Genomic DNA, 24,148 nt, shown 5'->3' on the forward strand with positions numbered 1-24,148 from the left:
CAGTGCCGAACTCGGTTCGTAGATGCGGCGATGACGTTGCAGGCAATCCAGTTCGTCGAACTGCAGGTAACCCAGGCTGACGGCAGCGATGAAGGCGGCGCCGATGGCGTTGGCCTGGATCGGATTGTCCATCTGCCGTACTGCGCAGCCGCTCACATCGGCGATGATCTGGCACCACAGGTCGGACTGCGCACCGCCTCCTACTGCGGCCACCGTATCGGGGCGCAGGCCCAGCAGGCGATTGAAGGGTTCCATCATCCAGCGCGTGTTGAAGGCCACGCCTTCCATGAAGGCACGAATGATGTGTTCCCGCGTATGCGACAGCGACAGATTGACCAGGCCGGCACGCAGACTGGCATCGTCCACCGGGACCCGCTCGCCGAACAACCACGGCATGTAGATCAGGCCACCTGCCCCGGCCGGTACGCGAGCAGCGATCTTGTTGAGCACTTCGTAGACGTCCGGGCGCTCTTCCTGGGACAGCAATTCGTCCGGGTGGAACAAGACCTTGTCCCGCAGGAAGGAGAGATTCGCCCCGGCGGTGGATTGCACGGCGATGGCCAGGTAACGTCCTGCCACCGAGCAGGGCACGGCCGCGATCTTGGAGCGGATGTCGGTCTTCATGCGCGGGATATGCGCGCCCAGCCAGGAGGAGGTGCCCAGGTAGAGGTGCGGTCGGTGATCGCGCACTTCGGCACCCACGGCCACCACCGAGGTATCCACGCCGCCGGCCACGATGGAGATGTCCTGGCTTAACCCCAGACGTTGTGCCACTTCCGGCAGCAAGGTGCCGATCACCTCGGTGGGATGCACCAGTTCCCGGCACTTCTCCGCATCCACGCCGAGCAGGTCGATGAGCTTGCTGTCATAACGGATGCAGCTCGGGTCGCGATTGTCGGTGACCCATGCGGTGAGCATGGAGTCGGGGGTGGCGCAGAAGCGTCCGGTCAGGCGCAGGTTCATGTAGTCCAGCATTCCCAGGAACTTGTAGGTGCTGGCATAGCGCTGTGGTTCGTGGTCGCGCAGGTAGGCCAGGTGACCGGCGCAATCCTTGCCGGACAGCGCTGGCGCACCGCCGGTCAGGCGCAGCCAGCGTTGCAGCTTCCAGGGATCATAGCCCTGGACGTTGAACCAGCGGCCACGGGCGCGGCGCGCGATGGCTTGCGCGCCGCGCATGTCCAGCCACAGCATGGCGCGGCCCAGTGCGGCGCCACTGCGATCGACGCAGACGATGTCCTCGGCCTGCGTCGAGCAGCAGATCGCCACGATGCGATGGCGCAGGTGGCCGTTGTCCCGACACAGGGTGCTGGCCGTGTGGAGGAACGCCTGCCACCAATCTGCCGGTTCCTGTTCTGCGGCCACGCCCTCCAGATGCAGTGGCACCGGGTGGAAAGACCAGGCCAGCACCTCTCCATAGACCGAGACCAGGGCGCATTTGCAGCCGGATGTGCCCAGATCCACCGCCAACACCAGCGGGGCGTGTTTTTCGTCGGCGGGGCTGGCGAAGCTATAGGTCATCGGTCTAGAACTTTCTGCTCACGGCCACAATGACGGCTGATTTCTGGGTTTCGCGCACGTTCTCTCCATCCTGGACCAGGTACAGCTCGCGGTTGCGCACGCGGGTAAACACCCAGTTGGCACTCCAGTCGAAGCCCCAGCGCTTGTGGTTGATGCCGATGCCGTAGTCGCTGAAGTTGGCCTCGGAAAAGTTGGCTACGTTCTGATAGCCCGCATGTAATAGAAGGCTTCGTACTGCGGCTCGGACAGTTCATTGGGTGTCTTCATGTCAGCGCCGAACTTCTTCTTCAGGGCTTCCATGAATTTCTTGTTTTCCGGCGTGTTGATGCCGGTCAGGTAGGAGGCCGACATGTAGAGTCCATCGGCTGCATCACCCATGGTCTGGGCCGTGCCCTCATCGACAGCCAGGTTGCCGTATGGCAGCGTCAGGCCTGCGCCCTTGAGCTGCTTGGCCAGCGACACATTGGGCGCGCCTCCGGCGGTGGCGCTGATCAAGGCATCGGGCTTGGATGAACGGATCTTGGAGACGACCGTGGTCCAGTCGCTGCCGTCGATGGGCAGATACTCTTCGCCGATCACCTTGCCACCCTGTTGTTCGATGTACTTCTTGGTGAATTCCAACATGCCGCGACCAAAGGCGTAGTCGCTGCCGACCAGGAAGAAGGTCTTGGCATGTTTGCTCTTGGTGAAGTAGTCCACCACCGGTGCCACTTGCTGCTCTGGCACCCAGCCGTTCACATACATCCACTTGTTGCAGGAGCGCCCTTCATAGAAGGAAGTGTATATGTAAGGCAGCTTGCCGCGGCTGATCACCGGCAGCGCAGCATTGCGGGCGGCGCTGGTTTCCATGGCAATGACAGCATTCACCTTCTTCTGGAAAACCAGCGTGTCGAAGGCTTTCTGCGCGCCCACCGCGCCGGAGGCATCATCGACGATATCGAGTTCCAGCTTGCGTCCTAGAATACCGCCGGCGGCATTGATTTCATCGACTGCCAGTTGCGAGGATTGCACCACCGCCGGTGCCACCACGCTGTTGGCACCGGACAGCCCGACGGCCACGCCGACGCGGATAGGATCGGCCGCCTGGGCCTGCACCGTCATGGCGGCGAAGAGAACGAAAGCGCCGTGGCGCAGGGCAAAGGTGAATCTGTTCATCGTAAATCTCCTTGATGGGATAGATCGGAGTGAAAGAAAGAAAAACGGAACGGCGCAAGCAATCGATTCAGTGCCGCGGCAACGGCCAGCCAGTTCCCAACATTGGGTCGTAGAGGTCGTCACGACGGTCCCGCAGCACATGGTTGAAAGCGGTGAGATGACGCGCCTGGCGCGTCTGCTTGAGATTGATGCTGGCATAAAGCACCTGCTCGTTATCTTCAGACGCAGGTCCGGCCAGCGGCCAGCCTTGTGCGCCAATGATCAGACTCTGGCCGATAAAGGGTTGGCCACGCTCGGTACCGATGCGATTGGCACAGACGATGTTGAGCGCATTGCTGTGCGCATTGGCCATCGCCAGCGAGGTCGCCATGGCTTCACGGTCGGCAGGTTGGCCGGGCATAGGCACCCAGTTGGTCGGGATTGCCACCACGTCCGCTCCCTGCATCGCCAGCAGCCGATACACCTCTGGAAACCAGCCGTCATAGCAGATCGCCACACCCAGTCGCCCCCATTGCGTGTGGAACAGCGGCAAGCCCTTGTCGCCTGCTTCGAAGAAAAGGTGTTCATCACCCCACAGATGCAGCTTGCGATAGACGCCCAGCCAGCCGTCGGGGCCGATCACGACGGCCGAGTTGTAGAGTCGCTCGCCGTCCCGCTCGGCGATACCGGCCACGATGTATATCCGGTTGCGTCGTGCTGCCTCGATCCACGCGAGGGTGGTGGGGCCATCGGGCGATGTTTCGGCCAGCGCGAAGGCTTCCGCGCGGCTGGCGAACACATAGCCGGTGTTGACCAGTTCGGGTAACACGACCAACGCCGCGCCCTCAGCGGCTGCACGGTCGATGAAAGCGATTGAGCGGGCGACGTTGTCCTCCTTGTGGCCGATGCGGGGCTCCATCTGGACGCTGGCCACCTTGATATTCGGAAACGAAGATGTGGCGAGAGAGCTTTCCAAAGACGACATACGAATCTCCAAAACAAAAAGCCCCTGACTGCGCTGTGTGCGCATGTCAGGGGCTCTTATAGCCGGGTAAGAAGTCAGCAACGCTGCTGAGGAAACTGTCTGGTGGCGTTCCTAGACAGCGAGGAGCATATTGCACCACCTCAGTGAAGGCGTCAAGGGTCGCAGGTGATCTCTGCAAACCGCGGAGAATCACTACCGATGCTTTGGAGGAGATGCACCTGCAAACCTCGTCCAACTTTTCACCGGCCGTTGATTCTCGCTTTCTGGTAATGCATTTGAGTGCGCAGCCTGGAGCGAGATTGGCGTACATCACCTATATGATGTTGTTCGACCAATGAGGGCATGGCAGTATGCAACACCCAGATATTAAGAAATGGCCATAGGTCGCCACAGGTAAGTAATGGGTCAATGGGAATGAACGAGTGTCTGTGGAAGCCCGGTGTCGAAAAGGCTAGCGTCAAATAATGGCAGTACCGCCCTGGGCCAGCCACACTGGCACCATCCTCTGCAAACCAACACATCGATAACTCAAGATTGCCAAGACATGCCATCTCTGCCCGCAACAATAGTCGTGCGACCAGCCTTGCCCATCGATGCGGCACGTATTACCGAGCTCTATCGTCAACTGCTCAACGATACTTCGGTGGCCGTCTCGCCGGAGCGCATTGCTGCCTTGTCCCTCGATACCCATGCCCTGCTGCTGGTCTGCCAATGGGAGCAGGTCGTCAGCGGTACGGCCATGGTGTCACTCTGCCCAGACGTGATGTACCAATCACAGCCATTTGCAGTGATCGAAAATATCGTGGTGGACAAGCAAAGCCAGGCGAAGGGCATAGGTACCGCCCTCATGCGCCATATCGAAGCCTATTGCCTGTCCAAGGATTGCTCAAAAATGATGCTGCTCAGTTCCGCACACAGAACCTCGGCCCATGAGTTTTTTGAACGGATGAATTTCGATGCTTCCGCCAAGAAGGGCTTCGTCAAATACCGGCGCCAATTCGGTCGGTATTAAGATAGCGTCCGGTCGATATCGGCCCATATCGCCAGCATTTCTTAAGGATTTCAATAATGACGTTTTCTGCACCAAGCCCTATCCGCGCCGTAGTGTTCGACTTCGGTGGTGTGCTCTTCGACTGGAACCCGCAGCATCTGTATAGCCAACTGATCGCCGATGAACAGCAGCGCGACCACTTCCTCACGCATATCTGCTCTCCTGAATGGAACGTGCAGCAAGACGCAGGTCGCTCACTGGTCGAAGGCACCGCAGCCCTGGTGCAACAGCACCCACAACACGAAACGCTGATCCGCGCCTTCTATGATCGCTGGCTGGAAATGCTGCGTGGTCCGCTGCCGGATGGCGTGGCGCTGCTGCGCCAATTGCACGCGCAGCATGTGCCCTTGTTCGGGCTCACCAACTGGTCAACCGAGACCTATCCCCATGCACGCGACCATCACGACTTCATGCAATTGTTCGGTGACATCGTGGTGTCCGGCGAGGAGGGCTGCATCAAGCCCGAGCCGCGTATCTTCCAGATCGCGCTGGAGCGCTATTCACGGCATCTGCCCAATTTGAAACCCGAGGAACTGGTCTTCATTGATGACCTGCAAAAGAACATCGACGGCTGCCGTGCTCTGGGCTGGCATGGTATCCATCACGTCGATGTCGCAGAAACCCGCGCGCAATTGCGCGGGCTGGGTCTCCCTGTATGAACCAGGTTCAGTCGCAACGGCCCGTCTGCAGGTCGCACTGGACCGGTGGGTTCTCCGACGCCACCCCTGGCGCGGCCGCGGTCTCATCACGCAGGTAGCTGGCCCACTGCTCGGGCTGCCCCAGCCAGCGGCCGGTATCGATCACCTCCAGCGTATCGCCCCGCTGCAGCACGAAGGTCGGGAAGCCGCGTCCGCCTACGTAGTTCAGCAATTCACGGCTGGCCTCGATGTGCTGGGCCAGCTCTTCTTGTTCCACGCGTTGCAGTTCGGCGGCGAAGGTGGCGCCGTCGATCTCCAGCGCCTGTGCCAGTTCGGTCAGCGTGGCCGGCTCCGAGATGCGGCGCCCTTGCTGGTAGTGCGCGCGCTGGATGGCGGCCAGCATGTCCAGTCCCGCAGCTTCGTCCTTGAGCGCCGTTACCGCCAGCACGGCGGCAATCGGTGGGGCCGAATCGAAGACGGCATCGGTATCCTTGAGCAAGCCATTGAAATAATTCTCGCCAAAGGTTTGCCCGGTCATCTGCGCGATGCGATGGTCGTGCGGCATCACGTAGTCGCGCAACTGCGCATCGACGCGACGGCGGTTGCGACCGGCCATCATGCCGCCGCCATGTGCCTGCACCGGCAGGATCGCGCGGGCGGCGGCCACCAGCGGCGCGGCGCCATAGCACCAGCCGCACAGCGGGTCGTGGATGTAGTGCAGCACGGTGTCGTGCGCGGCGGTGGGAGTGCTCATGATGCGATGTCCTCGTCAATGATGCTGTACCGGGCCTGACGCTTTCTGCACCATCAAGCCCGGTGGGGTCAGTAGCCTACCGTGAAACGTGCACGCACGTGTTTCGGTTGTTCCAGTTCGTCCAGCAGGGCTACGGCGAAGTCCTCGTAGGAAATCCAGCTCTTGCCATCGGCAGCCACCAGCAGTTCGTCCTTGCCCAGGCGGAACTGGCCGGTGCGCTCGCCAGCGATGAACAGGGCCGAGGGCGACAGGTAGGTCCACTCCAGGTCCGTTTCGGTGCGCAGGGCGTTGAGGAAGTCGCGGCCACCGGAGGCTTCCGGCATATATTCGGCGGGGAATTCGGGGGTGTCGATCAGGGCCTTGCCGGGGGCGATTTCCAGGCTGCCGGCACCCCCCACGACCGCCAGGCGCTGGACGCCGGCCGCCTTGACCGCCGGCAGCAGGTCGGCCGCACCATAGGCAGTGAAGCGGCCGCTGGAGATGACCACGTCAGCGCCCTTGATGGCGGTCGCCAGGGCGGCGGCATCCTTGACGTCGGCCGAGACGGCAGTCACGCCGGTGCGTTGGGCGATCTTGCTGGCATCGCGGGCGATGGCGATGAGGTTGTGGCCGCGGCGCAGGGCTTCGTCCACGATGCGGTTGCCGACATTGCCGGAGGCGCCGATGAGTGCGATTTTCATGGGATTTCCTTTTCTGGGGTTCATGGGAAAGACAGGAGCAAACCTGACAGCAGTGGCCATCATAGGATCGCTTTTGTTTTCGAAAAACCGCATAATCGATCACAGTTTGTTTCTGAAATCGTTCGAATCATGAGAGGGCGGTATGGATCGCTTGATGGCCATGCAGGTATTCGTGGCGGTGGTGGATGGCGGCAGCCTGTCGGCAGCGGCCGAGCAGCTGGACCTGTCGCGCCCGGTGGTCTCGCGCTACGTGGCCGAGCTGGAAGACTGGGTCGGTGCGCGCCTGCTGCATCGGACCACGCGGCGGCTTTCGCTCACGCCCGCCGGCAACGAGCTCCTGCCGCGCTGCCGGCAGATGCTGGAATATTCCGATGACATGCGTCACGCCTTGGAGGCGCCCGATGAGACCCCGCGCGGGCTCTTGCGCATCACCACCAGTACCTCCTTCGCCCAGACCCAGTTGATCCAGGCCGTGGTGGACTATGGGCAGCGTTATCCGGGCGTGGCGGTGGACCTGCTGGCGCTGGACCGCACCGTGAACCTGGTGGAAGAACGCATCGACCTGGCCATCCGCATGACCAATCGGTTGGAGCCCAACCTGATCGCGCGCCAGCTAGGTGTATGTCGTTCAGTGATCTGCGCTACCCCTGCCTACCTTGCGCGGCATGGCCTGCCGCGCAAGGTGGAAGACCTGGCCCTGCACAATTGCCTGACCCACTCCTATGTCGGGCGCAGCCTGTGGCAATTCGATCCCAAGCGCAAGACCGCCAAAGCCAGCCAAAAGGCCAAGACGCAGACGGTGGCCGTGGGTGGCAGCATCAGTGCCAATGAGGTGACGGTGTTGTTGCAGGCGGTGCTGGCCGGGGTCGGCATCGGTCATATGCCGGCCTATATGGTGGCGCCGCTGGTGGCCAGCGGCCAACTGGTGCAGTTGCTGCCGGAGTATGAACCCTTGCAACTGGGCATGTACGGCGTCTATGCCTCGCGCAAGCACATGCCGGCGACCCTGCGCACCATGCTCGATTTCCTGGCGCAGCGCTTTGCCGGGCAGCCGTTCTGACTTCTGACCGGCGCCCTCAGGGGGTGATGCTCAGGAGCTTGTGGACCAGTTCGGAAGAGGTGGCTGCGGCAAACTTGCGCATCAGCCGGGCGCGATGCATTTCCACCGTGCGCGGGCTCAGTTCCACCTGGCGCGCGATGAGCTTGCTGGTCTTGCCTTCCACCAGCAGCGCCGCGATCTCGCGCTCGCGCGGGGTCAGGCCGGGGGCGATGGGACGCTTGGCGCTGACATCCTCGAAGGTCCAGATGCCGGCCGCGTGCGGGTTTTGGCGGTTCAGGGCGTGGCCGGTCACGTGGCACCAGAACATTTCATCGTTGGAACGCTTCATGATGCGCTCGTCCGAATAGAATCCCTTTTCGTTCAGGAGAGGTACCAGCCGCAGGCCGGTGCGTTCGAATTCGTCGGCGGTGGGGTAGATTTCCTGGAAGGAAGTCTGCCGCAGTTGTTCCACTTCATAGCCGAACATGGCCGCCATGGCCAGGTTGGCCTGCTGGATCACGCGATTGTGCGAGACGCACATGCCGATGGGGGCGTGCATGAAAACCTGTTCGAAATCGATGGGAAGTGGCTGGGTCATGGTTGCTGCAAATGTTCGGCTAGGTCCCTCGCATCTGGCGGGCCATCCTCGTGGACGGTACCATGCTGCATTGCGCCAGGTATTTTTACCGTATTGTATGGCCTATTTCAGCTGCCCTATGATAATTGGCGCTAATTTGGAGCAATCGAAGCCCGGCATCGCCATGGCGCGGCGCGCAAGAGAAGCTTCGGTACTCTACCCTGTTTGAGCTGGCAGGTCCGCCAGCCAGCTTGCAACCCTGCTCGCAAGACAAGAGCCGAAAGGAGACTCGTGAACAAAGTGTATCCAGACGCGGCCACCGCGTTGAAAGACATCGTCAAGGACGGTCAGACCATTGCGGTCGGCGGCTTTGGCCTGTGTGGCATCCCCGAGGCGTTGATCGCCGCCCTGCGTGATGCGGGCGTGCAGAACCTGACCGCCATTTCCAACAACGCCGGTGTCGATGGTTTCGGCCTGGGCCAGTTGCTGACCACCCGCCAGATCAAGAAGATGATCGCTTCCTACGTGGGCGAGAACAAGGAATTCGAGCGCCAGTACCTGGCCGGCGAGCTGGAACTGGAATTCACACCGCAAGGTACGCTGGCCGAGAAACTGCGCGCCGGTGGGGCAGGCATTCCCGCTTTCTTCACCAAGACCGGTGTCGGCACCCTGGTCGCCGAGGGTAAGGAAGTGCGCGAATTCGATGGCGAGCGCTACGTGATGGAACGCTCGCTGGTGGCCGACGTGTCGCTGGTGAAGGCGCACAAGGCCGACAAGGCCGGCAACCTGGTCTTCAACAAGACCGCGCGCAACTTCAACCCCAATGTGGCCATGGCCGGCAAGATCACCGTGGTGGAAGTGGAAGAATTGGTGGAAGTGGGCCAGCTCGACCCGGACCAGATCCACACCCCCGGCATCTTCGTGCATCGCATCGTGGTCAATGCCACGCCCGAGAAGCGCATCGAACAACGCACCGTGCGCGCATAAGGAGACACAGAAAATGGCATGGACCAGAGATGAAATGGCGGCACGCGCCGCCAAGGAACTGCAGGACGGCTTCTACGTGAACCTGGGCATCGGCTTGCCCACGCTGGTGGCCAACCACGTTCCGAGTGATATCGAAGTGTGGCTGCAATCCGAGAACGGCTTGCTGGGCATCGGCCCCTTCCCCACCGAAGACCAGGTCGACCCGGACCTGATCAACGCCGGCAAGCAGACCGTGACCACCATTCCCGGTTCGTCCTTCTTCAGCTCGGCGGATTCCTTCGGCATGATCCGCGGCGGCAAGATCAACATCGCCATCCTGGGTGCGATGCAGGTCTCGGCCAAGGGTGACCTGGCCAACTGGATGATCCCCGGCAAGATGGTCAAGGGCATGGGCGGCGCGATGGACCTGGTGGCGGGCGTGGGTCGCGTGGTGGTGTTGATGGAACATGTGGCCAAGGCCAAGGATGGCAGCACTTCCAAGAAGATCTTGAACGACTGCAACCTGCCGCTGACCGGCGTGGGCGTGGTCAACCGCATCATCACCGATCTGGGTGTGATCGACGTCACATCGGGCGGCCTGAAGCTGATCGAACTGGCTGCCGGCGTGACCAAGGAAGAAGTGATCGAGAAGACCGAAGCACCGCTGGATGTGAGCGAAGTCTGATCTGCAACGATCTCGATGACGCGGTGCTGATGGCTGCGTCGTGATGCAGCAAGGGCGTCGTGAAAACGGCGCCCTTGGTGTTTTTACCGGGTGAAAATCACTCGCCCTCAGTCCACGCCACTGACCCGCACCGCATTGCGCCCATCCCGCTTGGCGCGGTACAGGGCGGCATCGGCGGCATTGAGTACGTCTTCCACGCGACGATGGTGCTCGCGCTCCAGGGTCGCCACGCCCACGCTGATGGTGACCACCCGCAGCGGGCTGGTGGCGTGCACGATCAGGCGACTGTAGACCGCATCGCACAGGCGCTGGGCCATCAGGCAGGCGCCCTGGAGGTCGGTGAGCTCCAGCAGCACCACGAATTCCTCGCCGCCATAGCGGCCGGCGCAGTCGGTATTGCGCGGCAGGTTTTCCGAAATGGCCTGGGCTACTTCCTGCAGCACGGCGTCGCCCAGTTTGTGGCCATAGGTATCGTTATAGGACTTGAAGAAGTCCACATCGATGAACAGTACCGAAAAGGTCGAATGCAGATTGCGCCGGCAACGCTCCCAGGTGGCTTGCAGGGCTTCGTCCAGGGCGCGGCGGTTGAGCAGGCCGGTCAGGCCATCGGTCAAGGCCAGTTCTTCCAGGCGCTTTTCGATGGCCACGCGGCGGCGCAGTTCCTCGCGCACGTGCAAGAGCAGGTAGCTCGACAGCAGGCCGAAGATCAAGAGCGAGACGATGACCGCATACAATGTCTTGTACCAGCTCTTGAAGATCGCTTCCTCGGCATAGCCGACGAAGACGATCAGCGGTGAATTGGGGATGCGGCGGAAGGTGTAGAGCCGTTCCACGCCATCACTGTTGGCGCGTGCAAAGAAGCTGCCTTCCTCATGCTGCAGGGCGCTCCGGACACGCTGGAAATTGGCGCTGGTAGTAATGTCGCGACCGATCGCATGTTCCTGGTAGGGTACCCGCATGTAGACCACGCCATCATCGGAATACAGCGAGATCACACCATTGGCCCCCAGCGAGAGGCCTTCGAACAATTCGCGGAAGTAGCTCAGGTCCAGTGCCATCACCACGATGCCGGCAAAGCTGCCATCATCGTTGAACAGGCGCTTGGACAGCACCACCACCTGCATGTCATTGCCCAGGTTGGCATGGATGGGTTTGGAGACGTACAAGCCGATGTTGTCGGCATCGCGGTGGGCGGTGAAATAGGCCCGGTTACCGTAATTGGGCGCACTCTCGCCAGGGCGTCGGCGCGAGCTGGCCAGCACTTCGCCATCGGCGCCGATGACGGCCATCACGGTGATGTGGCTGACGCTGGCGGCACCGCCAAACAGGTAGGAGTAGCGCTGCGCTTCATCCAGCCGGCGCGAGCTCAGCGGATGCTGGTAGCGGTAGGCCAGGGTGTCCAGGGACAGGGACAGCACTTCCAGGTTGCGCGAAATGGCGCGCTGGGCGATCAGGTTGACGTTGCTGGCATTGTCCACCGCCGACAGGCGGGTCTGGCGATAGCTTTGATAAAGCGTACTGGCGCAGATGGCCATGACCATCAGGATGGCGATGCCCAATACCACCACCAGGTATTTCTTCAACTGCTTGATTTTCTTTCCCCCCGGAATACCCCAGGCGCAATTAACGCATAAAGCAAATGACGCTTCCATCTTGATCGGTGGCAATGTGATTGTCTTGCAACAAAAAGATGAACCGTGGCGCCGGCCTTCCTGTCAGATGATTCATCGCATGGCGCGCTTTGTGTTTAAATGCCAGCGCTTCCAAAAGAACAAGAGATACGCCCACCCCGGGAGGCTTCCTGAACACCAACAACACCATCCAGCGCGATCTGCTCATCCTGTGGGCCTTCATCGCCACCATCGCCCTGATCCTGGCGTTCCTGCTGCTGCAACTGAGCCGCCAGGGCGCTTCTTCGCAGATCAGCCAGGCCACCGGCCAGGCGGCCGTGAGCTGCGCCACCATGAGCGCGGGCTTGGCCCATGCGCTCTCGGGCAGCAGCGGGGCGGCGCGCAGCAAGCCGGATGCCGATGGGCTGCCCGGTACCTCGATGATGCAGGCGGTGATCGATCTGTCGCTGCGCGAGCAGGCCGGCGTGGAGGGCGGTTTCTGGCATCCGCAACGCGCTGTGGTGGCCTATGCCTTTCCCACTTACGACGGCAGCGGCATCAAGCGCGATCCGCCGGGCGCGGAAATGGAACGCATCGTCTCGACTGCGCAGCGTGCCCTTGATAGCGGGGCGAGCGTGACCGACGTGCGGCCCGGTCTGCGCGAGGCGGTGGTATTCGCCGCCTGCCCGGTACCGCTGTCGGGCCTACCGCTGGCGGCCTGGACCTTGAAGCGGGTGCCGGTGATGAGCGCGGCCGTGCTCAACCAGTTGCTGGCCGCCAGCGCCCTGCTGCTGGCGTTCGTCATCATCAGTGGCGTCTGGCTGGGGGCCACGCTCACCCGCTGGCGCGGCCAGTCCGAGCGCCTGGCCGCGCAACTGGCGCAGTCCGAACGCTTGGCCACGCTGGGCCGGGTGGCCGCCGGCATGGCCCATGAGATCCGCAATCCCATCGGCGCCATGCGCATGAAGGCCGAGAATGCCCTGGCCGCACCGCCCCAGGTACGCCAGACGCGTGTGACCGGCGCGCTGGAAATGGTGGTGAGCCAGACTGAAAGGCTCGATGCGCTGGTGGCCAGCCTGCTGGCGCTGGCCCAGCCGTTCCATGTACAGCGCCAGGTGCTGGATCTGGCGGCCTGGATCGATGAGCGGCGCCAGGCCCATGCCGAGCTGGCCGAGAAACATCAGGTGCAATTGCAGGCGGCCATCGATCTGCCCAGCTTCACGGGCGGCCTGGCTACCAGTGCGCTGGACCCGGTACAGATGGCGCGCGCCCTCGACAATCTCCTGCTCAACGCCCTGGCCCATTGCAGCGTCGGCGGCCGCATCGAGATCGGTGCCCGCCGCCAGTCCAATGGGCGCCTGCTGCTGTGGGTGGCCGATGATGGTCCGGGCGTGCCCGCCGAATTGCGTGATAGCCTGTTCGATCCCTTCGTCAGCCAGCGCAGCGGCGGTACCGGCTTGGGCCTGGTGCTGGTGCGCGAGATCGTGCACGCGCATGGCGGCGAGATCACCCTGGCCAGCGCTGCGCGCGGTGCCCGTTTTGAGATGGAGTTGCCATGGCGCGCATCCTGATCGTCGATGATGACCTGGCCTTTCGCGGCAGCCTGGCCGAGACCGTGGGCGACCTCGGTCATGAGGTGCTGGAAGCCGGCAGTACCGCCGCCGGCCTGAAGCTGCTGGCCGCCCATGGGGTCGATGCGGCCATCGTCGATCTGCGCATGGCCGACGAAGACGGCCTGGTCTTCCTGCAACGCGCCCCGGCCATTGCCCCCATCCCTTGCATCATGCTGACCGCCTATGCCAGCGGCGACAACACCATCGAAGCCATCCGCCTGGGTGCCTTCGATCACCTGACCAAGCCGGTACCGCGTGCGGCCCTGGTAGAAACCCTGGAGCGCGCCCTGCGCCAGAGCGCGGCGCTGTCCGCGCCCCCGGCGTCGCAGGAGGCGCCGCCCGGCAGCGAGCGCAATGAACTGGTCGGCGACAGCGAAGCCATGCGCCAGGTGTTCAAGCAGATCGGTCGTGCTGCCACCAGCGAGGCCACCGTATTGATCCTGGGCGAGACCGGCACCGGCAAGGAGCTGGTGGCGCGCGCCCTGCATCGCAACGGTAGCCGGTCCAAGCGTGCCTTCGTGGCAGTCAATTGTGCGGCGATTCCGGCCGAGCTGATCGAAAGCGAGTTGTTCGGTCACGTCAAGGGCGCCTTCAGCGGCGCCAGCGCCAACCGTATCGGGCGCTTCCAGGAAGCCGATGGCGGCACCCTGTTCCTGGATGAAATCGGCGACATGGCCGCGCCGACCCAGGCCAAGATCCTGCGCGTGCTGCAGGAGCGTGAACTCACGCCCGTGGGCGGCAATCAATCCGTGAAGGTGGACGTGCGCGTGATTGCCGCCACCCACCGCGACCTGCCGCAGGAAATCCGCGAGGGACGCTTCCGTGAAGACCTCTGGTATCGGCTGCAGGTGTTGCCGATCAAGGTACCGCCGCTGCGCGAGCGCCCCGGCGACATCCTGGCCATTGCCGAACACTTCCTGCGTCAGCATGGCGGCGATAGCCCCAAGCGCATCAGTCCAGCCGCCGCACGGCGCTTGTTGCAGCATAGCTGGCCAGGCAATGTGCGCGAATTGCGCAATACCATGGAGCGGGCGGCAGTGATGAGTCATGGCGCCTGCATCGAGGTGGAGCATATCGAGTTGCCCGAGTTGGCTCCCACCAGTGCAGAGGGCGCAGTGGCCATCGATTGGGAGGGCTCGCTGGCGCAGGCGGTGGCCCAGGTCGAGCGGGTCATGCTGCAGCGGGCCCTGGCGGCGGCCAACGGCAACCGTGCCGAAGCCGCGCGCCGGCTGGGGATTTCGCGCCAGCAGCTCTATCGCAAGCTGGAAGAGCAGGGTATGTCCTAACTCCCCTGGCCGATGCTGCGATCCAGCACCAGGCCCAGCATCGCGCAGCATCCCGCGAACAGGCCAATCCCACCTACCACGCCCAGCCCCAGGATGCCGGCGCCCACCGCACTGCCTAGCGAGAATCCCAGGTACATGGTCGAGGTATTGAGCGAGAGCGCTACCGAAGCCTGGGCTGGGGTACCGGCAGCGATGAGCCGCGCCATCTGCGCCGGGAAGAAGGCCCACACCGCAAAGCCCCACACGGCCACTGCCGCCAGCACCGGTACCAGCGCCTGGGCTGGCCCCAGCAAGGTGGCCGCAGCCAGCGCCCAGAACGCCAGCATCAACAACAGCAGCGCCGCGCGTACCACCCGGCGCGAGCCGAAGCGGTCATTGAGGGTGCCGCCGAGGGTCACCCCTACCGCAGCGGCAGCGCCCCACAGGCTGACTGTCATGCCGATGCCGGCCTCGCCGAAGGCCAGGGTGCGCGACAGGTAAGGGGCGATGTAAGGATAGGCCGCATAGGCGCCGACCGACCAGAACAGGGTCACGGCCAGCAAGCGTCGGATTTGCGACTGACCGATCACGCCCAGCCGCTCGCGCAGGCCGGCCACGTGCAACTGCCCACCCGCGCGGCGATCCACGCCCAGCCAGATGCCGGCCACGGCCGCTGCTCCCATCGCCGCCACGGCCAGGAAGGTGGCGCGCCAGCCGAAGGCATGACCCACCACCGAACCCAGCGGCAGGCCCAGCGCGATGGCGATGGTCATGCCGCCGCTGACGATGGCCAGCGCCCGTCCGCGCTGCTCGGGTTTGACGATGGCGCCGGCCAGGGCATTGGCGTTGGGGGTGTAGAGACCGGCGGCCACCGCCATCAGCAGGCGTGAGCTCAGCAGGCTGGCAAAGCCGGTCGAGTGTGCCGCCAGCAGATTGGCCAGGGTGAAGATGCCCATGGCGCCGATGAGCAGGTTGCGTCGGTTGATGTGCGCCGAGAGCACCGTGGTGATGGGCGAACTGAGCGCCAGCACCAGGGTAAAGACGATCACCAGGCTGGCCACGGCCGAGACGCTCATGCCGAAATCGGCCCCCATCCTGGGTAGCAAGGGCGCAATCATGAACCCCTCGGTACCGATGGCAAAGCTGCCCAGGGCCAGGAAACCGGCGGTCAGCAGCGAGCCCTGGTGCGGCTGTGCCTGTGGCGTGGAGGAGGTGGGAGTGGTAGGAGAGGTATTCATGGTGGGGTTGACCATCAGCGAGGCGACCGGCCCGTGGGCAAGAGAGCCAGAAAAGGATTTCTGCCAGGGCCGGTCGCGTGGGAGGAGCGATCTCGATCAGACCGGGATGGGATTGGCGACCAGCGCCTCGTTGAAGCCATTGACCAGCGCGTGTTCCTTGGCGCCGGGGTTGTCGCGCAGCGGCTTGATGGCCTCCACGATGATTTCCTCATCGTCGCTGGCCAGCTTGCTCATGGTTTCGGCGATGAAGGCATCCAGCGGCATGGCGCGCGGGTCGCCGCTCTTCTTGACCAGGTCGGTATCGACCCAGGGCGGGGCGATTTCCTGCACCCGTACATGGGTATGGCGCAGCATGAAGCGTTGCGACATGGCATACGAATGCAGCGCCGCCTTGCTGGCCGAATAGACCGCCGTGACCGCCAGCGGCACATAGGCCAGCACCGAGGTGTTGTGGATGATGGTGGCGCTGGGCTGGGCCTTGAGCAGCTCGATCAGGGCCGAGGTGAGGCGGATCGGGCCCAGCAGGTTGGTGTCGAGGATGTTGCGGCTGACCTGGTCATCGATGGTGCTGCCGGCGTCGTCGAAGGGCATGATGCCGGCATTGTTGATGAGCACGTTGAGCTTGGGGTAGCGCGCCTTGAGGGTGGCGGCGGCGGCATCGATGCTGGCCAGGCTGGAGACGTCGAATTCGATGGCGTCCATGCCGGGATTGGCGGCAGTCACTTCATCGAGCAGCGCCTTGCGGCGGCCGCCGATGATGACCTGGTTGCCCAGTTTATGGAAGGCTTCGGCCAGGGCGCGGCCAATGCCGGAGGTGCCGCCGGTGATGAAGAGGGTGTTGTCGGTCAGTTTCATGGTGTTTTCCTTCACGATGTCAGTTGGCAGGGGCTCGCAAAAGACCACCCGCTGGGCGGCCCTTGCAGAAAAATTCACTTAGGGTGGAAAAGGTGACGAACCGGGGGGGATCAGTGCGTCACGCTGTAGCGCGCTGCCGGCACATTGGCCGAGAGCTGGGTGGACAGGCTCTGGCGGGCGCTGTCGAAGCGGATCCAGGCATCTTCGTCGTGCAACGAGGGGATGGTGACCAGCTCGCCGCGCTCGAATCCGACCAGGGCGGCATCGACCATCTGCTCGGCCGGCATCACGATGGCCGGGTCCAGGTGTTCCAGCGGCAATCCGCCGATGGCCCAGAAGTCAGTGGCGGTGGCGCCCGGCAGCACGGCCTGCACCTGCACACCTTGGTCGGCCAGTTCATGGTGCAGCGACTGCGAGAAGGCCAGCACGAAGGCTTTGCTGCCGCCATAGACGCCGTTGAGGATTTCCGGCGCCACGCCGACGATGGAAGAGATATTGATGATCGCGCCCCGGCCGCGTGCCACGAAACCCGGCACGGCGGCATAGGTCAGGCGGGTCGGTGCGGTGACGTTGAGGGCGATCATGTCGGTCATGTGCTCGACATCGCTTTGCAGCAGCGGGGTATGGGTGCCGATGCCGGCATTGTTGACCAGCAGCGTGATGCTGGCGTCGCTGCGCAGCTTGTCTTCCACCTGGGCCAGCGACTGCGCATTGCCGAGGTCGGCCGGCAGTACTTCGACGGTACGGCGGGTGTCATTGCTGATGCGCTCGGCCAAGACGTTGAGGCGTTCGCGGTTGCGCGCCACCAGGATCAGGTCATAGCCCTGGCGTGCCAGACGGTCGGCGTAGACGGCGCCGATGCCAGAGGAGGCACCGGTGATGAGGGCGGTGCCGCGTTGGGTGGTGGTGGTCTGGTTCATGATGTTCTCCTTCGGTTGTCGGTTGCGATGGAGAGCATCTTATGGCGAGGGCGGATGTCATGAATGACGTAGATGGTCATGTTTTAGGACATCCTGTCCAGAAACGGTCATGGACCGTTTCCAGGGGGGCTGTTAGTGCCCGGCGCTGCTGGAGAAGACATTGATCACCATCACCCCCGCCACGATCAGGGCGATTCCGGCCACCGCCGGCCAGTCCAGGCGCTGCTGGTGGATCAGCCAGGCGGCCAGGGTGACCAGCACGATGCCCACCCCTGACCAGATCGCATAGGCCACGCTGGTGGGCATGGTGCGCAGGGTCAGCGAGAGGCAGTAGAACGAGACGCCATAACCCAGCACCACGATCAGCGCGGGCAACAGGCGCGTGAAGCCCTGCGAGGACTTCAGGGCGGTGGTGGCGATCACTTCAGCGACGATGGCCACTGACAGGGTCAGGTAGGCGGACATGGGGAAATGCTCCTGTGGATAAATCAAGATGAAGGGGGCGCTGGAAGATGTCCACAGCCTTCACAGGCGCTTGCGTACGGCGTGGACAGTGTCCGCCAGCGGACGGGGAGGTGTCACGGGGACGGACACCTGCATTTTCTGAAAATTTGCAAGTTGTTGATTTTAAAGGATTTCGTGGCAGGCACGGGGTTTGCAAAAGAAGGAGTACCCCTCTCACCTCAAGGAGTTGCCATGAACCGTTCCACCTTCCTCCCCCGTTACCTGTCGGCGGCCTCGGCGCTGGTCCTGTTGGGCGCGCTGCTGTCGGCCCAGGCCCAGCCCTTGCCCCCCGCACCTGTGGCAGGTCCGGCGCCGGGCGTCGGCCCTGCCGTTGCTCCGCCTCCGCCGCCGGCCACCTATGAAGCCGCGCTGACGGCCCAGGCCCCGGTCACCGAAGGCCGCGTGAGCCGCTTCCTGATCAATCCCTATGGCGAGGTCGATGGCCTGGTGGTGGGCGAGCGCACCGTGATCAAGTTCCCGCCGCACCTGTCGCAGACGCTGCAAAACGCGGTCAAGCCGGGCCAGTCGGTGCGCGTGTTCGGCCAGGCCGAGGCGGCTGGCGTCATCAAGGCCGATGCCATCGTCAACCTGGCCAATGGCCAGACCGTGATCGACCGTCCGCCTGCCTTCGACGCCAACCCGCCGCTGCCGCCGCACCTGCGCGCGGCGCAGTTGCGCCAGATGTCGGTGCGCGGCAAGATCGCCATGGTCTTGACCGGCCCGCGTGGCGAAGCCAATGGCGTCATCCTCGATGACGGCAGCATCGTGCGCTTCGCTCCCGACAGCATCCGCACGCCGCTGGAACCTGGCGCGCCGTTTGCTGCCAATGGCTTGGGTACCCGCAACAGCTATGGCACCGCCATCGAAGCCATCGATGTGGGCGTCAGTGCGGATAGCCTGCAACCCTTGTACAGCCGGGTGCGTTGATCGATCCTGGCCGGTAGGTAGCTAGCAGTGGAGACGAACCGGCTTGCGGCCGGCTCGTCTCATTCCTTCCACTTTTTTATAAAGAATAAGAACCATGTCGCCTAAAGTCCTTCCCATCGTTTTCCTGGTCATCTCCAACGTCTTCATGACCTTTGCCTGGTACGGCCACCTCAAGTTCGAGAACCGGCCCTTGTACCTGGTCATCCTGGTGAGCTGGATGATCGCCCTGGCCGAATACTGCTTCGCCGTGCCGGCCAACCGTATCGGTCACACCGTCTACAACGCCGCCGAACTGAAGACCATGCAGGAAGTCATCACGCTGGTGGTGTTCTCGATCTTCTCGGTGCTGTACCTGGGTGAACAATTCACCATCAACCACCTGATCGGCTTTGGCTGCATCTGCCTGGGCGCGTTCTTCATCTTCAAGGGGCCCATAGGATGAACCCCAAGGCCCGCTCCATCGCCTGGCTCTCCAGGCTGAACTTTTTCCTGGCCGATGTGCGCGACGGGCTGGGCCCTTTCCTGGGCGTGTTCCTGATGGGCCACGGCTGGGCCGCCGACGACATCGGCTACGTAATGACGCTGGGCGGTATCGCCGGCATGTTGGCCACCACCCCGGCCGGGGCCTTGACCGATGCCGTGCGCGCCAAGCGCCTGGTGGTGGGACTGGGTTCGGTGCTGGTGGTGGGGGGCTCGCTGCTGTTGCTGGTCTCGCCCAGCTTCACCATCACGGCCCTCTCGCAAGTGGGCACTGGCATCGTCGGTGCCGTGATCGGCCCGGCCATTGCCGGCCTCACGCTGGGCATCGTCGGCCAGCAGGGATTGCCGTCGCAGTTGGGGCGCAACGAAGCCTGGAATCATGCCGGCAACGTCTGCTCGGCCGCCCTGGCTGGCGCGATCGGCTATTACTGGGGCTTGCCGGCGGTGTTCGTGCTGATGGCGTTGATGGCCGTGGCTTCGTTGCTGTGCCTGGCGCGCATCCGTCCCGATGACATCGACCACGACGTTGCACGCGGCCTCGATCCACAGCGCGCAGCCGATGCCCCGCAGGTCTCCACCTGGCGTGTGCTGGCGGGCTCGCGGCCCTTGCTGCTGCTGGCGCTGGCGATGATGCTGTTCCATCTCGGGAACGCCGCGATGTTGCCGCTGTTGAGCCAGTCGGTGGTTGCCCGTGGCAGCGCCGATCCGGCGCTCTATACCGCGCTGACCGTGATCGTGGCGCAACTGGTGATGATCCCCACGGCGCTCATGGCGGGGCGCTTTGCCGAGCGTAACGGTTACTGGCTGCCGATCACCATTGCGCTGTTGGCGCTGCCGGTGCGCGGCATGGTGGCCGGGGTGTGGGATTCTCCCTGGGCGTTGTTGCCGGTGCAGGTACTGGATGGCGTGGGCGCCGGTTTGCTGGGCGTGGCGCTGCCGGGTTCGGTGGCACGCATCCTGCAGGGCAGCGGCCACATCAACATCGGCCTGGGTGCGGTGACCACCATCCAGTCCATCGGTGCGGCCATGAGCCCGGCGCTGGCGGGGGTGGTGGCCAAGCACTATGGTTATGGCGCGGCTTTCAGCGTACTGACCGGTATTGCAGTAATGGCGCTGCTGGTGTGGGGATGGCTGGCTGAGCGGCGCGATCATGGCGCTGCGGTCTTGCCCGTCACCGGCAGGTAGTTTCTCAGTCGGGTGGCGAGCGTAGCAGTTTCTGGAATTCACGTGGCGTCCACGGCCGCAGTGCCACGATCATCGATGCGCCATGGCGCCGATCCAGCGGCAGTGCCAGGTCCTGGTGATGGGCCGCCAGGAAGTCGGAGCACAGGCGGTTCATTGCCCGTTGCAAGGTGGCGTTGCTGCTTTCGCTGAGGGTGCCGCTGACCATGATCATCTTTTCGCCTGCCTGGTCGAAGTGCGAGTTGAAGAAATCATTGCGCAACTGGGCGCGGAAGTATTGCTGGATCGGACCACCCGGCAGCCAGCTGAAATCGGGCGCCACCCTTACACGGATGCGGTTGTTGGGTAGCAGGTCAAGGATGCCCAGTTTGTCCAGCCGCGCCAGCAGTCGGATACATTCGGCCTTGGTCAGCGCAAAGGTGTTGATCATTTCTTCCAGCGTCCATTGCTGTAATGCGTGTACCGCCACCAGCAGCAAGCGAGGATCAGCGACCAGTCTGGCTTCCTGCTCCGTCGTCAGGCGCGAGGGGATGGGATGCTCGGCCACCACCATGCGTGCCAGGTCGCTGATCTCCATACCCAGCAGGGTACAGATCTGGTCCAGCCGCTCCAGCGTGAAGCTGCGTTCGGCGAAGACGCGTTTGACGCTGGCTTCGCTCAGGGCCAATCCCTTGGCCAATTGCGCGTAGGTGATGCCGCGCGCCTTGAGTACATTCTTCAATGCAGTGACCAGCGCGTCAGTCTGGGCCATGGCAGTCTCCTTTTTTTGGGACAGGTTGATGAGCTCGGCAGGGTATTGTATTTCGATACCAAATGTCACAGGAAGCGCACTTTTCGATACAGCACTCAACAACGCCGTTGCGCGTGGCTACAGTGCGCCTGGCTGGTTTGCCATGGTGGCGGGCCAGATGCCCATCATCATCCCAGGAGTCGATCATGAAGCGCCCGCTGTTGCCCCGTCTTTCCCTATTTCTGGCCCTGGTCAGTGCCTTGCTGGCAGGACCGGCGCCTGCCCAGTCGATCATCCGGTTCAGTCCCTCTACTGTCTCGGTGGTGATCTCGGTGGGCTTGCCGGCGCTCTTCATTTCGCAAACCGGACGTTACGTCGTCAAGGGCGTGGAAGCCTCCGCCGATGGCACGGTCTATGTGCTGAAAAGCTGGCGAGGGCGTGCGCGGTTCGGTCACGGTGGGGACCAATGTCAGCGGTGCGGCCTCGATCGGTGTGGGGGAGTCGGTGAGCTTCGTGACCACGACATCGGGCACGCTGTTGGTGGCTGCCGGCAAGGTACTGGCGATCATCCCCAACGCCCTCGGCGAGGCATTGCTGAAGAACGTGAAGCTGTCCTGATCCGTTCACCGGGAGATTGTCATGTCATTGCGTCGACCTTGCATCCAGCGCCTGCTGGCCAGCCTGGCCCTGAGCCTCATCTTCATCCTGCCGATGACCGCCTATGCCGGCCAGGCCTGCGAACAGACCATCCCCGAGGCCACTGCCGTGCGTGCGCAACTGGAAATGGCTGCCAGAACCGTCGAACGACTCAATGCCAGTGGTGCCGAGGTGGTCATCATCGCCCGCGTTGGTCAGGATCTGAGCACCTACCGGCAGCGCTATTCGCATCTGGCTTTTGCCTATCGCGACGATCAGCAATGGTACGTGGTCCACAAGCTCAACGACTGTGGTACCGCACTGAGCAATATCTACGAGCAGGGCATGGGACAGTTCTTCATGGACCGCCCCTTCCTGTTGGAAGCCTACGTCAGCGTGCCACCGCCGGAGATGCAGGCCAAGTTGCGCCTGGCCATCCGTGGTGCCCAGGTCACCCACCTGCACGAGCCGCACTACAACATGCTGGCCTATCCCTGGGCCACCCGTTACCAGCAATCCAACCAGTGGGTCAACGAAACCCTGGCGCGCGCGCTGGAGCCGCAGATAGAAAGCCGCGAACAGGCTCAGGCCTGGCTCAGGCTCAAGGGTTACCTGCCCGATACCTTGCACCTGGGACCGCTCACGCGCCTGGGTGGGCGCATGTTCAAGGCCAACATCGCCTTTGACGATCATCCCACTGCCTTGCGCTTCAGCGATAGAATTCAGACCACCACGGCGGATTCGGTGTTGGCCTTTTTGCAGCAAGCAGGGCTCGAATCCAGTCATTTCGTGATCCAGGCAGTGGACCTGCCTGCCGCTGCTGATTGACCGGAATTTCCATGCGCCCGATTCTGTTGCTGGCTTTTGTCGTTGCCTTTGCTCCCCTGACCACTCATGCCGCGGGCGACCCCGTCAGTGGCCGCGCCGCCTTCGCCAAATGCGCCAGTTGCCACGCAGTCGGTCCCTCGGCGCGGGGCGGCTTTGGCCCGCAACTGACCAACGTGATCGGGCGCAAGGCCGGCTCCACCACCGACTTCAAGTATTCGCCAGCGATGGCCAGCGCCGGCTTCGTCTGGACCGAGGACAAGCTGCGCGCCTTCCTCAAGGCGCCCAGCGATGTCGTGCCCGGCAACAAGATGCGCTTCTGGGGCATTGGCAGCGACCAGCAGATCGACGACATCCTGGCTTACCTGCGAACGTTCAAACCGTAGGCACAGCCTCAAAGCGGGCTTGCCACCGACGATAGCCTGGGTTTGTTTTCCTGAGCCGGTTCAGGGTTGCGGCGGCAAGCCCATGCGTCGCCGCGCCAAATGAATGGAACCGTTGCGCATGGCCCAGCGTACTGGTTGCGCCGCCAGCAGCACCGAGCGCTGCAACAGTGCGCGGCGCCAGGCCGGGCGCGGAGTGACGCCCAGCATTTCCTGCGCCCAGGGTGGCAGCAGGTCCACGCCACCGCGCATCATCAGGCGTGTCCACGGTTGCGCCACCGCGTGCGGGGCGGGCGCATTCAATACCAGTTGCAAGGTCTGGCGGGTGCGCTCGTCGCACTGCAGTTGCGCTCGCATGGCCTCGAGATAGTCGGCAATCTGGGTGCGTGAACGCGGCACGTCGCGTGCGCCCAGTGCTTCGGCGATGCGGGCGATTTCGGCGAAGTACTGATCCTGGCGCGCCGCCGGAAAGTTCGGATTGCGATAGCGCAGATAGCCCTGCAGGAAGCACTGTACTTCCGCCACATGGACCCAGGTCAGCAGCTCGGGGTCGCTAGGGCCGGCCATCGGGTGCCACCCCCGTGACGCCGAGATGGATCTGCTTGACGCGTGCAATGAGGCGCTCGGCATCGGCGCGGCTACCGAAGGTGGTGCCGGCGATGAACTGGGCGGTGCGGCGCAGGCGGCCCAGCATGTCGGCCTGGAAGTTGGAGTGATCCCACACCCCGGCCAGCGGCAGCGGATGCAGCATCTGCAACAGCAGTGCAGCCACGCCACCGGTGAGCATGGCGGTGAAATCGCTATGCACCTGCCAGGCCGCCGAGTCCGGGCCGAACAGGCCGGGGTCGCCGGGCGGTTGCAGGAAGTCGGCACTGCCGGGACCGCGGCTGATGGCCAGGACGTTGGCTTCGATGCGTTGACGCAGAAATTAAAGGATGTAAGGACAAGGACAG

24 protein-coding genes and 2 pseudogenes are annotated in these 24,148 nt (G+C 63.3%); 13 read left to right on the forward strand and 13 right to left on the reverse strand.

What is annotated here, in order from left to right; genetic code table 11:
- From I5W_RS25395 to I5W_RS25405, 3 genes and pseudogenes are all read right to left on the reverse strand, one after another.
- The coding region (locus tag I5W_RS25395) for a xylulokinase (protein WP_044531343.1) at positions 1–1,518 on the reverse strand (1,518 nt) is incomplete at its 3' end.
- A 207-nt stretch (positions 1,519–1,725) separates the two neighbouring features.
- A pseudogene (locus tag I5W_RS25400) lies at positions 1,726–2,619 on the reverse strand (substrate-binding protein); the annotation flags it as partial.
- A gap of 121 nt (positions 2,620–2,740) precedes the next feature.
- Positions 2,741–3,637, reverse strand: coding sequence for a nitrilase family protein (locus I5W_RS25405; RefSeq protein WP_044531344.1), 897 nt, complete (start codon positions 3,635–3,637; stop codon positions 2,741–2,743).
- 583 nt (positions 3,638–4,220) lie between these two features.
- On the opposite strand from I5W_RS25405, the gene I5W_RS25410 reads away from it, so the two are divergent.
- Positions 4,221–4,649, forward strand: coding sequence for a GNAT family N-acetyltransferase (locus I5W_RS25410; protein ID WP_199901807.1), 429 nt, complete (start codon positions 4,221–4,223; stop codon positions 4,647–4,649).
- A gap of 56 nt (positions 4,650–4,705) precedes the next feature.
- Positions 4,706–5,347: an HAD family hydrolase gene (locus I5W_RS25415; protein ID WP_044531346.1), complete on the forward strand. Its 642-nt coding sequence runs from the start codon at positions 4,706–4,708 to the stop codon at positions 5,345–5,347.
- 7 nt (positions 5,348–5,354) lie between these two features.
- Here I5W_RS25415 and I5W_RS25420 read toward each other — a convergent pair whose 3' ends face one another.
- Both I5W_RS25420 and I5W_RS25425 read right to left on the reverse strand, forming a co-directional pair.
- Entirely contained in the window at positions 5,355–6,080 is a 726-nt protein-coding gene (locus I5W_RS25420; protein ID WP_044531347.1) for a DsbA family protein, read from the reverse strand.
- A 68-nt stretch (positions 6,081–6,148) separates the two neighbouring features.
- Positions 6,149–6,760, reverse strand: a complete 612-nt coding sequence (locus tag I5W_RS25425; RefSeq protein ID WP_044531348.1) for an NAD(P)-dependent oxidoreductase — start codon at positions 6,758–6,760, stop codon at positions 6,149–6,151.
- A gap of 142 nt (positions 6,761–6,902) precedes the next feature.
- Here I5W_RS25425 and I5W_RS25430 point away from each other — a divergent pair, with 142 nt between their 5' ends.
- Positions 6,903–7,820 (forward strand): LysR family transcriptional regulator, encoded by a 918-nt coding sequence (locus I5W_RS25430; protein ID WP_017450058.1) that lies wholly within the window; start codon positions 6,903–6,905, stop codon positions 7,818–7,820.
- A 16-nt stretch (positions 7,821–7,836) separates the two neighbouring features.
- Here I5W_RS25430 and I5W_RS25435 read toward each other — a convergent pair whose 3' ends face one another.
- Positions 7,837–8,397, reverse strand: coding sequence for a PAS and helix-turn-helix domain-containing protein (locus I5W_RS25435; protein WP_026051878.1), 561 nt, complete (start codon positions 8,395–8,397; stop codon positions 7,837–7,839).
- A gap of 270 nt (positions 8,398–8,667) precedes the next feature.
- On the opposite strand from I5W_RS25435, the gene I5W_RS25440 reads away from it, so the two are divergent.
- Positions 8,668–9,363, forward strand: coding sequence for a CoA transferase subunit A (locus I5W_RS25440; RefSeq protein ID WP_017450057.1), 696 nt, complete (start codon positions 8,668–8,670; stop codon positions 9,361–9,363).
- 13 nt (positions 9,364–9,376) lie between these two features.
- Positions 9,377–10,027, forward strand: a complete 651-nt coding sequence (locus tag I5W_RS25445) for a 3-oxoacid CoA-transferase subunit B (protein ID WP_044531349.1) — start codon at positions 9,377–9,379, stop codon at positions 10,025–10,027.
- 107 nt (positions 10,028–10,134) lie between these two features.
- On the opposite strand, the gene I5W_RS25450 is transcribed toward I5W_RS25445, so the two are convergent.
- Positions 10,135–11,610, reverse strand: coding sequence for a sensor domain-containing diguanylate cyclase (locus I5W_RS25450; protein WP_374702158.1), 1,476 nt, complete (start codon positions 11,608–11,610; stop codon positions 10,135–10,137).
- 158 nt (positions 11,611–11,768) lie between these two features.
- On the opposite strand from I5W_RS25450, the gene I5W_RS25455 reads away from it, so the two are divergent.
- Both I5W_RS25455 and I5W_RS25460 read left to right on the forward strand, forming a co-directional pair.
- Complete coding sequence (locus tag I5W_RS25455) at positions 11,769–13,208, forward strand: ATP-binding protein (RefSeq protein WP_252717222.1); 1,440 nt, start codon at positions 11,769–11,771, stop codon at positions 13,206–13,208.
- A complete protein-coding gene (locus I5W_RS25460) occupies positions 13,193–14,536 on the forward strand; it encodes a sigma-54-dependent transcriptional regulator (protein WP_044531351.1) in 1,344 nt (447 codons plus the stop codon). The genes I5W_RS25455 and I5W_RS25460 overlap by 16 nt, the downstream gene beginning before the upstream one ends.
- Here I5W_RS25460 and I5W_RS25465 read toward each other — a convergent pair.
- The 4 genes from I5W_RS25465 to I5W_RS25480 all read right to left on the reverse strand — a co-directional run bounded on the left by I5W_RS25465 (position 14,533) and on the right by I5W_RS25480 (position 17,993).
- Positions 14,533–15,768, reverse strand: a complete 1,236-nt coding sequence (locus I5W_RS25465) for an MFS transporter (protein WP_044531352.1) — start codon at positions 15,766–15,768, stop codon at positions 14,533–14,535. The genes I5W_RS25460 and I5W_RS25465 overlap by 4 nt on opposite strands.
- Positions 15,769–15,849: 81 nt before the next feature.
- Entirely contained in the window at positions 15,850–16,608 is a 759-nt protein-coding gene (locus I5W_RS25470) for an SDR family oxidoreductase (RefSeq protein WP_017450052.1), read from the reverse strand.
- A gap of 110 nt (positions 16,609–16,718) precedes the next feature.
- Positions 16,719–17,528 carry an SDR family NAD(P)-dependent oxidoreductase gene (locus I5W_RS25475; RefSeq protein ID WP_017450051.1) on the reverse strand — a complete coding sequence of 270 codons (810 nt, stop codon included), beginning with the start codon at positions 17,526–17,528 and terminating at the stop codon, positions 16,719–16,721.
- Positions 17,529–17,660: 132 nt separating this feature from the next.
- Complete coding sequence (locus I5W_RS25480; RefSeq protein WP_017450050.1) at positions 17,661–17,993, reverse strand: DMT family transporter; 333 nt, start codon at positions 17,991–17,993, stop codon at positions 17,661–17,663.
- A 231-nt stretch (positions 17,994–18,224) separates the two neighbouring features.
- Between I5W_RS25480 and I5W_RS25485 the strand changes: the two genes are divergently transcribed.
- From I5W_RS25485 to I5W_RS25495, 3 genes are all read left to right on the forward strand, one after another.
- On the forward strand, positions 18,225–18,959 hold the full coding sequence (locus I5W_RS25485; RefSeq protein ID WP_017450049.1) for a hypothetical protein: 735 nt from the start codon (positions 18,225–18,227) through the stop codon (positions 18,957–18,959).
- Between the two features lie 94 nt (positions 18,960–19,053).
- Complete coding sequence (locus I5W_RS25490; RefSeq protein WP_017450048.1) at positions 19,054–19,401, forward strand: DMT family protein; 348 nt, start codon at positions 19,054–19,056, stop codon at positions 19,399–19,401.
- Positions 19,398–20,624 carry an MFS transporter gene (locus tag I5W_RS25495; protein ID WP_044531353.1) on the forward strand — a complete coding sequence of 409 codons (1,227 nt, stop codon included), beginning with the start codon at positions 19,398–19,400 and terminating at the stop codon, positions 20,622–20,624. The genes I5W_RS25490 and I5W_RS25495 overlap by 4 nt, the downstream gene beginning before the upstream one ends.
- 4 nt (positions 20,625–20,628) lie before the next feature.
- Here the strand turns inward: I5W_RS25495 and I5W_RS25500 are convergent, their stop codons facing one another.
- Positions 20,629–21,372, reverse strand: a complete 744-nt coding sequence (locus tag I5W_RS25500; protein ID WP_044531354.1) for a helix-turn-helix domain-containing protein — start codon at positions 21,370–21,372, stop codon at positions 20,629–20,631.
- 435 nt (positions 21,373–21,807) lie between these two features.
- On the opposite strand from I5W_RS25500, the gene I5W_RS33735 reads away from it, so the two are divergent.
- The 3 genes from I5W_RS33735 to I5W_RS25515 are packed head-to-tail and all read left to right on the forward strand — an operon-like array spanning position 21,808 to position 23,198.
- A complete protein-coding gene (locus I5W_RS33735; protein WP_252717223.1) occupies positions 21,808–21,969 on the forward strand; it encodes a hypothetical protein in 162 nt (53 codons plus the stop codon).
- A 21-nt stretch (positions 21,970–21,990) separates the two neighbouring features.
- A complete protein-coding gene (locus tag I5W_RS25510) occupies positions 21,991–22,815 on the forward strand; it encodes a DUF2145 domain-containing protein (RefSeq protein ID WP_044531355.1) in 825 nt (274 codons plus the stop codon).
- Positions 22,816–22,826: 11 nt separating this feature from the next.
- The gene (locus I5W_RS25515) at positions 22,827–23,198 is read left to right on the forward strand and encodes a c-type cytochrome (RefSeq protein WP_044531356.1); all 372 of its coding nucleotides are present in this window, start codon (positions 22,827–22,829) and stop codon (positions 23,196–23,198) included.
- Positions 23,199–23,258: 60 nt separating this feature from the next.
- Here I5W_RS25515 and I5W_RS25520 read toward each other — a convergent pair.
- Positions 23,259–24,120, reverse strand: a pseudogene (locus I5W_RS25520) (oxygenase MpaB family protein).
- Positions 24,121–24,148: the final 28 nt, after the last annotated feature.

It is taken from the genome of Herbaspirillum sp. B65, assembly GCF_000333555.1.
Taxonomy (GTDB): Bacteria; Pseudomonadota; Gammaproteobacteria; order Burkholderiales; family Burkholderiaceae_D; genus Herbaspirillum; species Herbaspirillum rubrisubalbicans.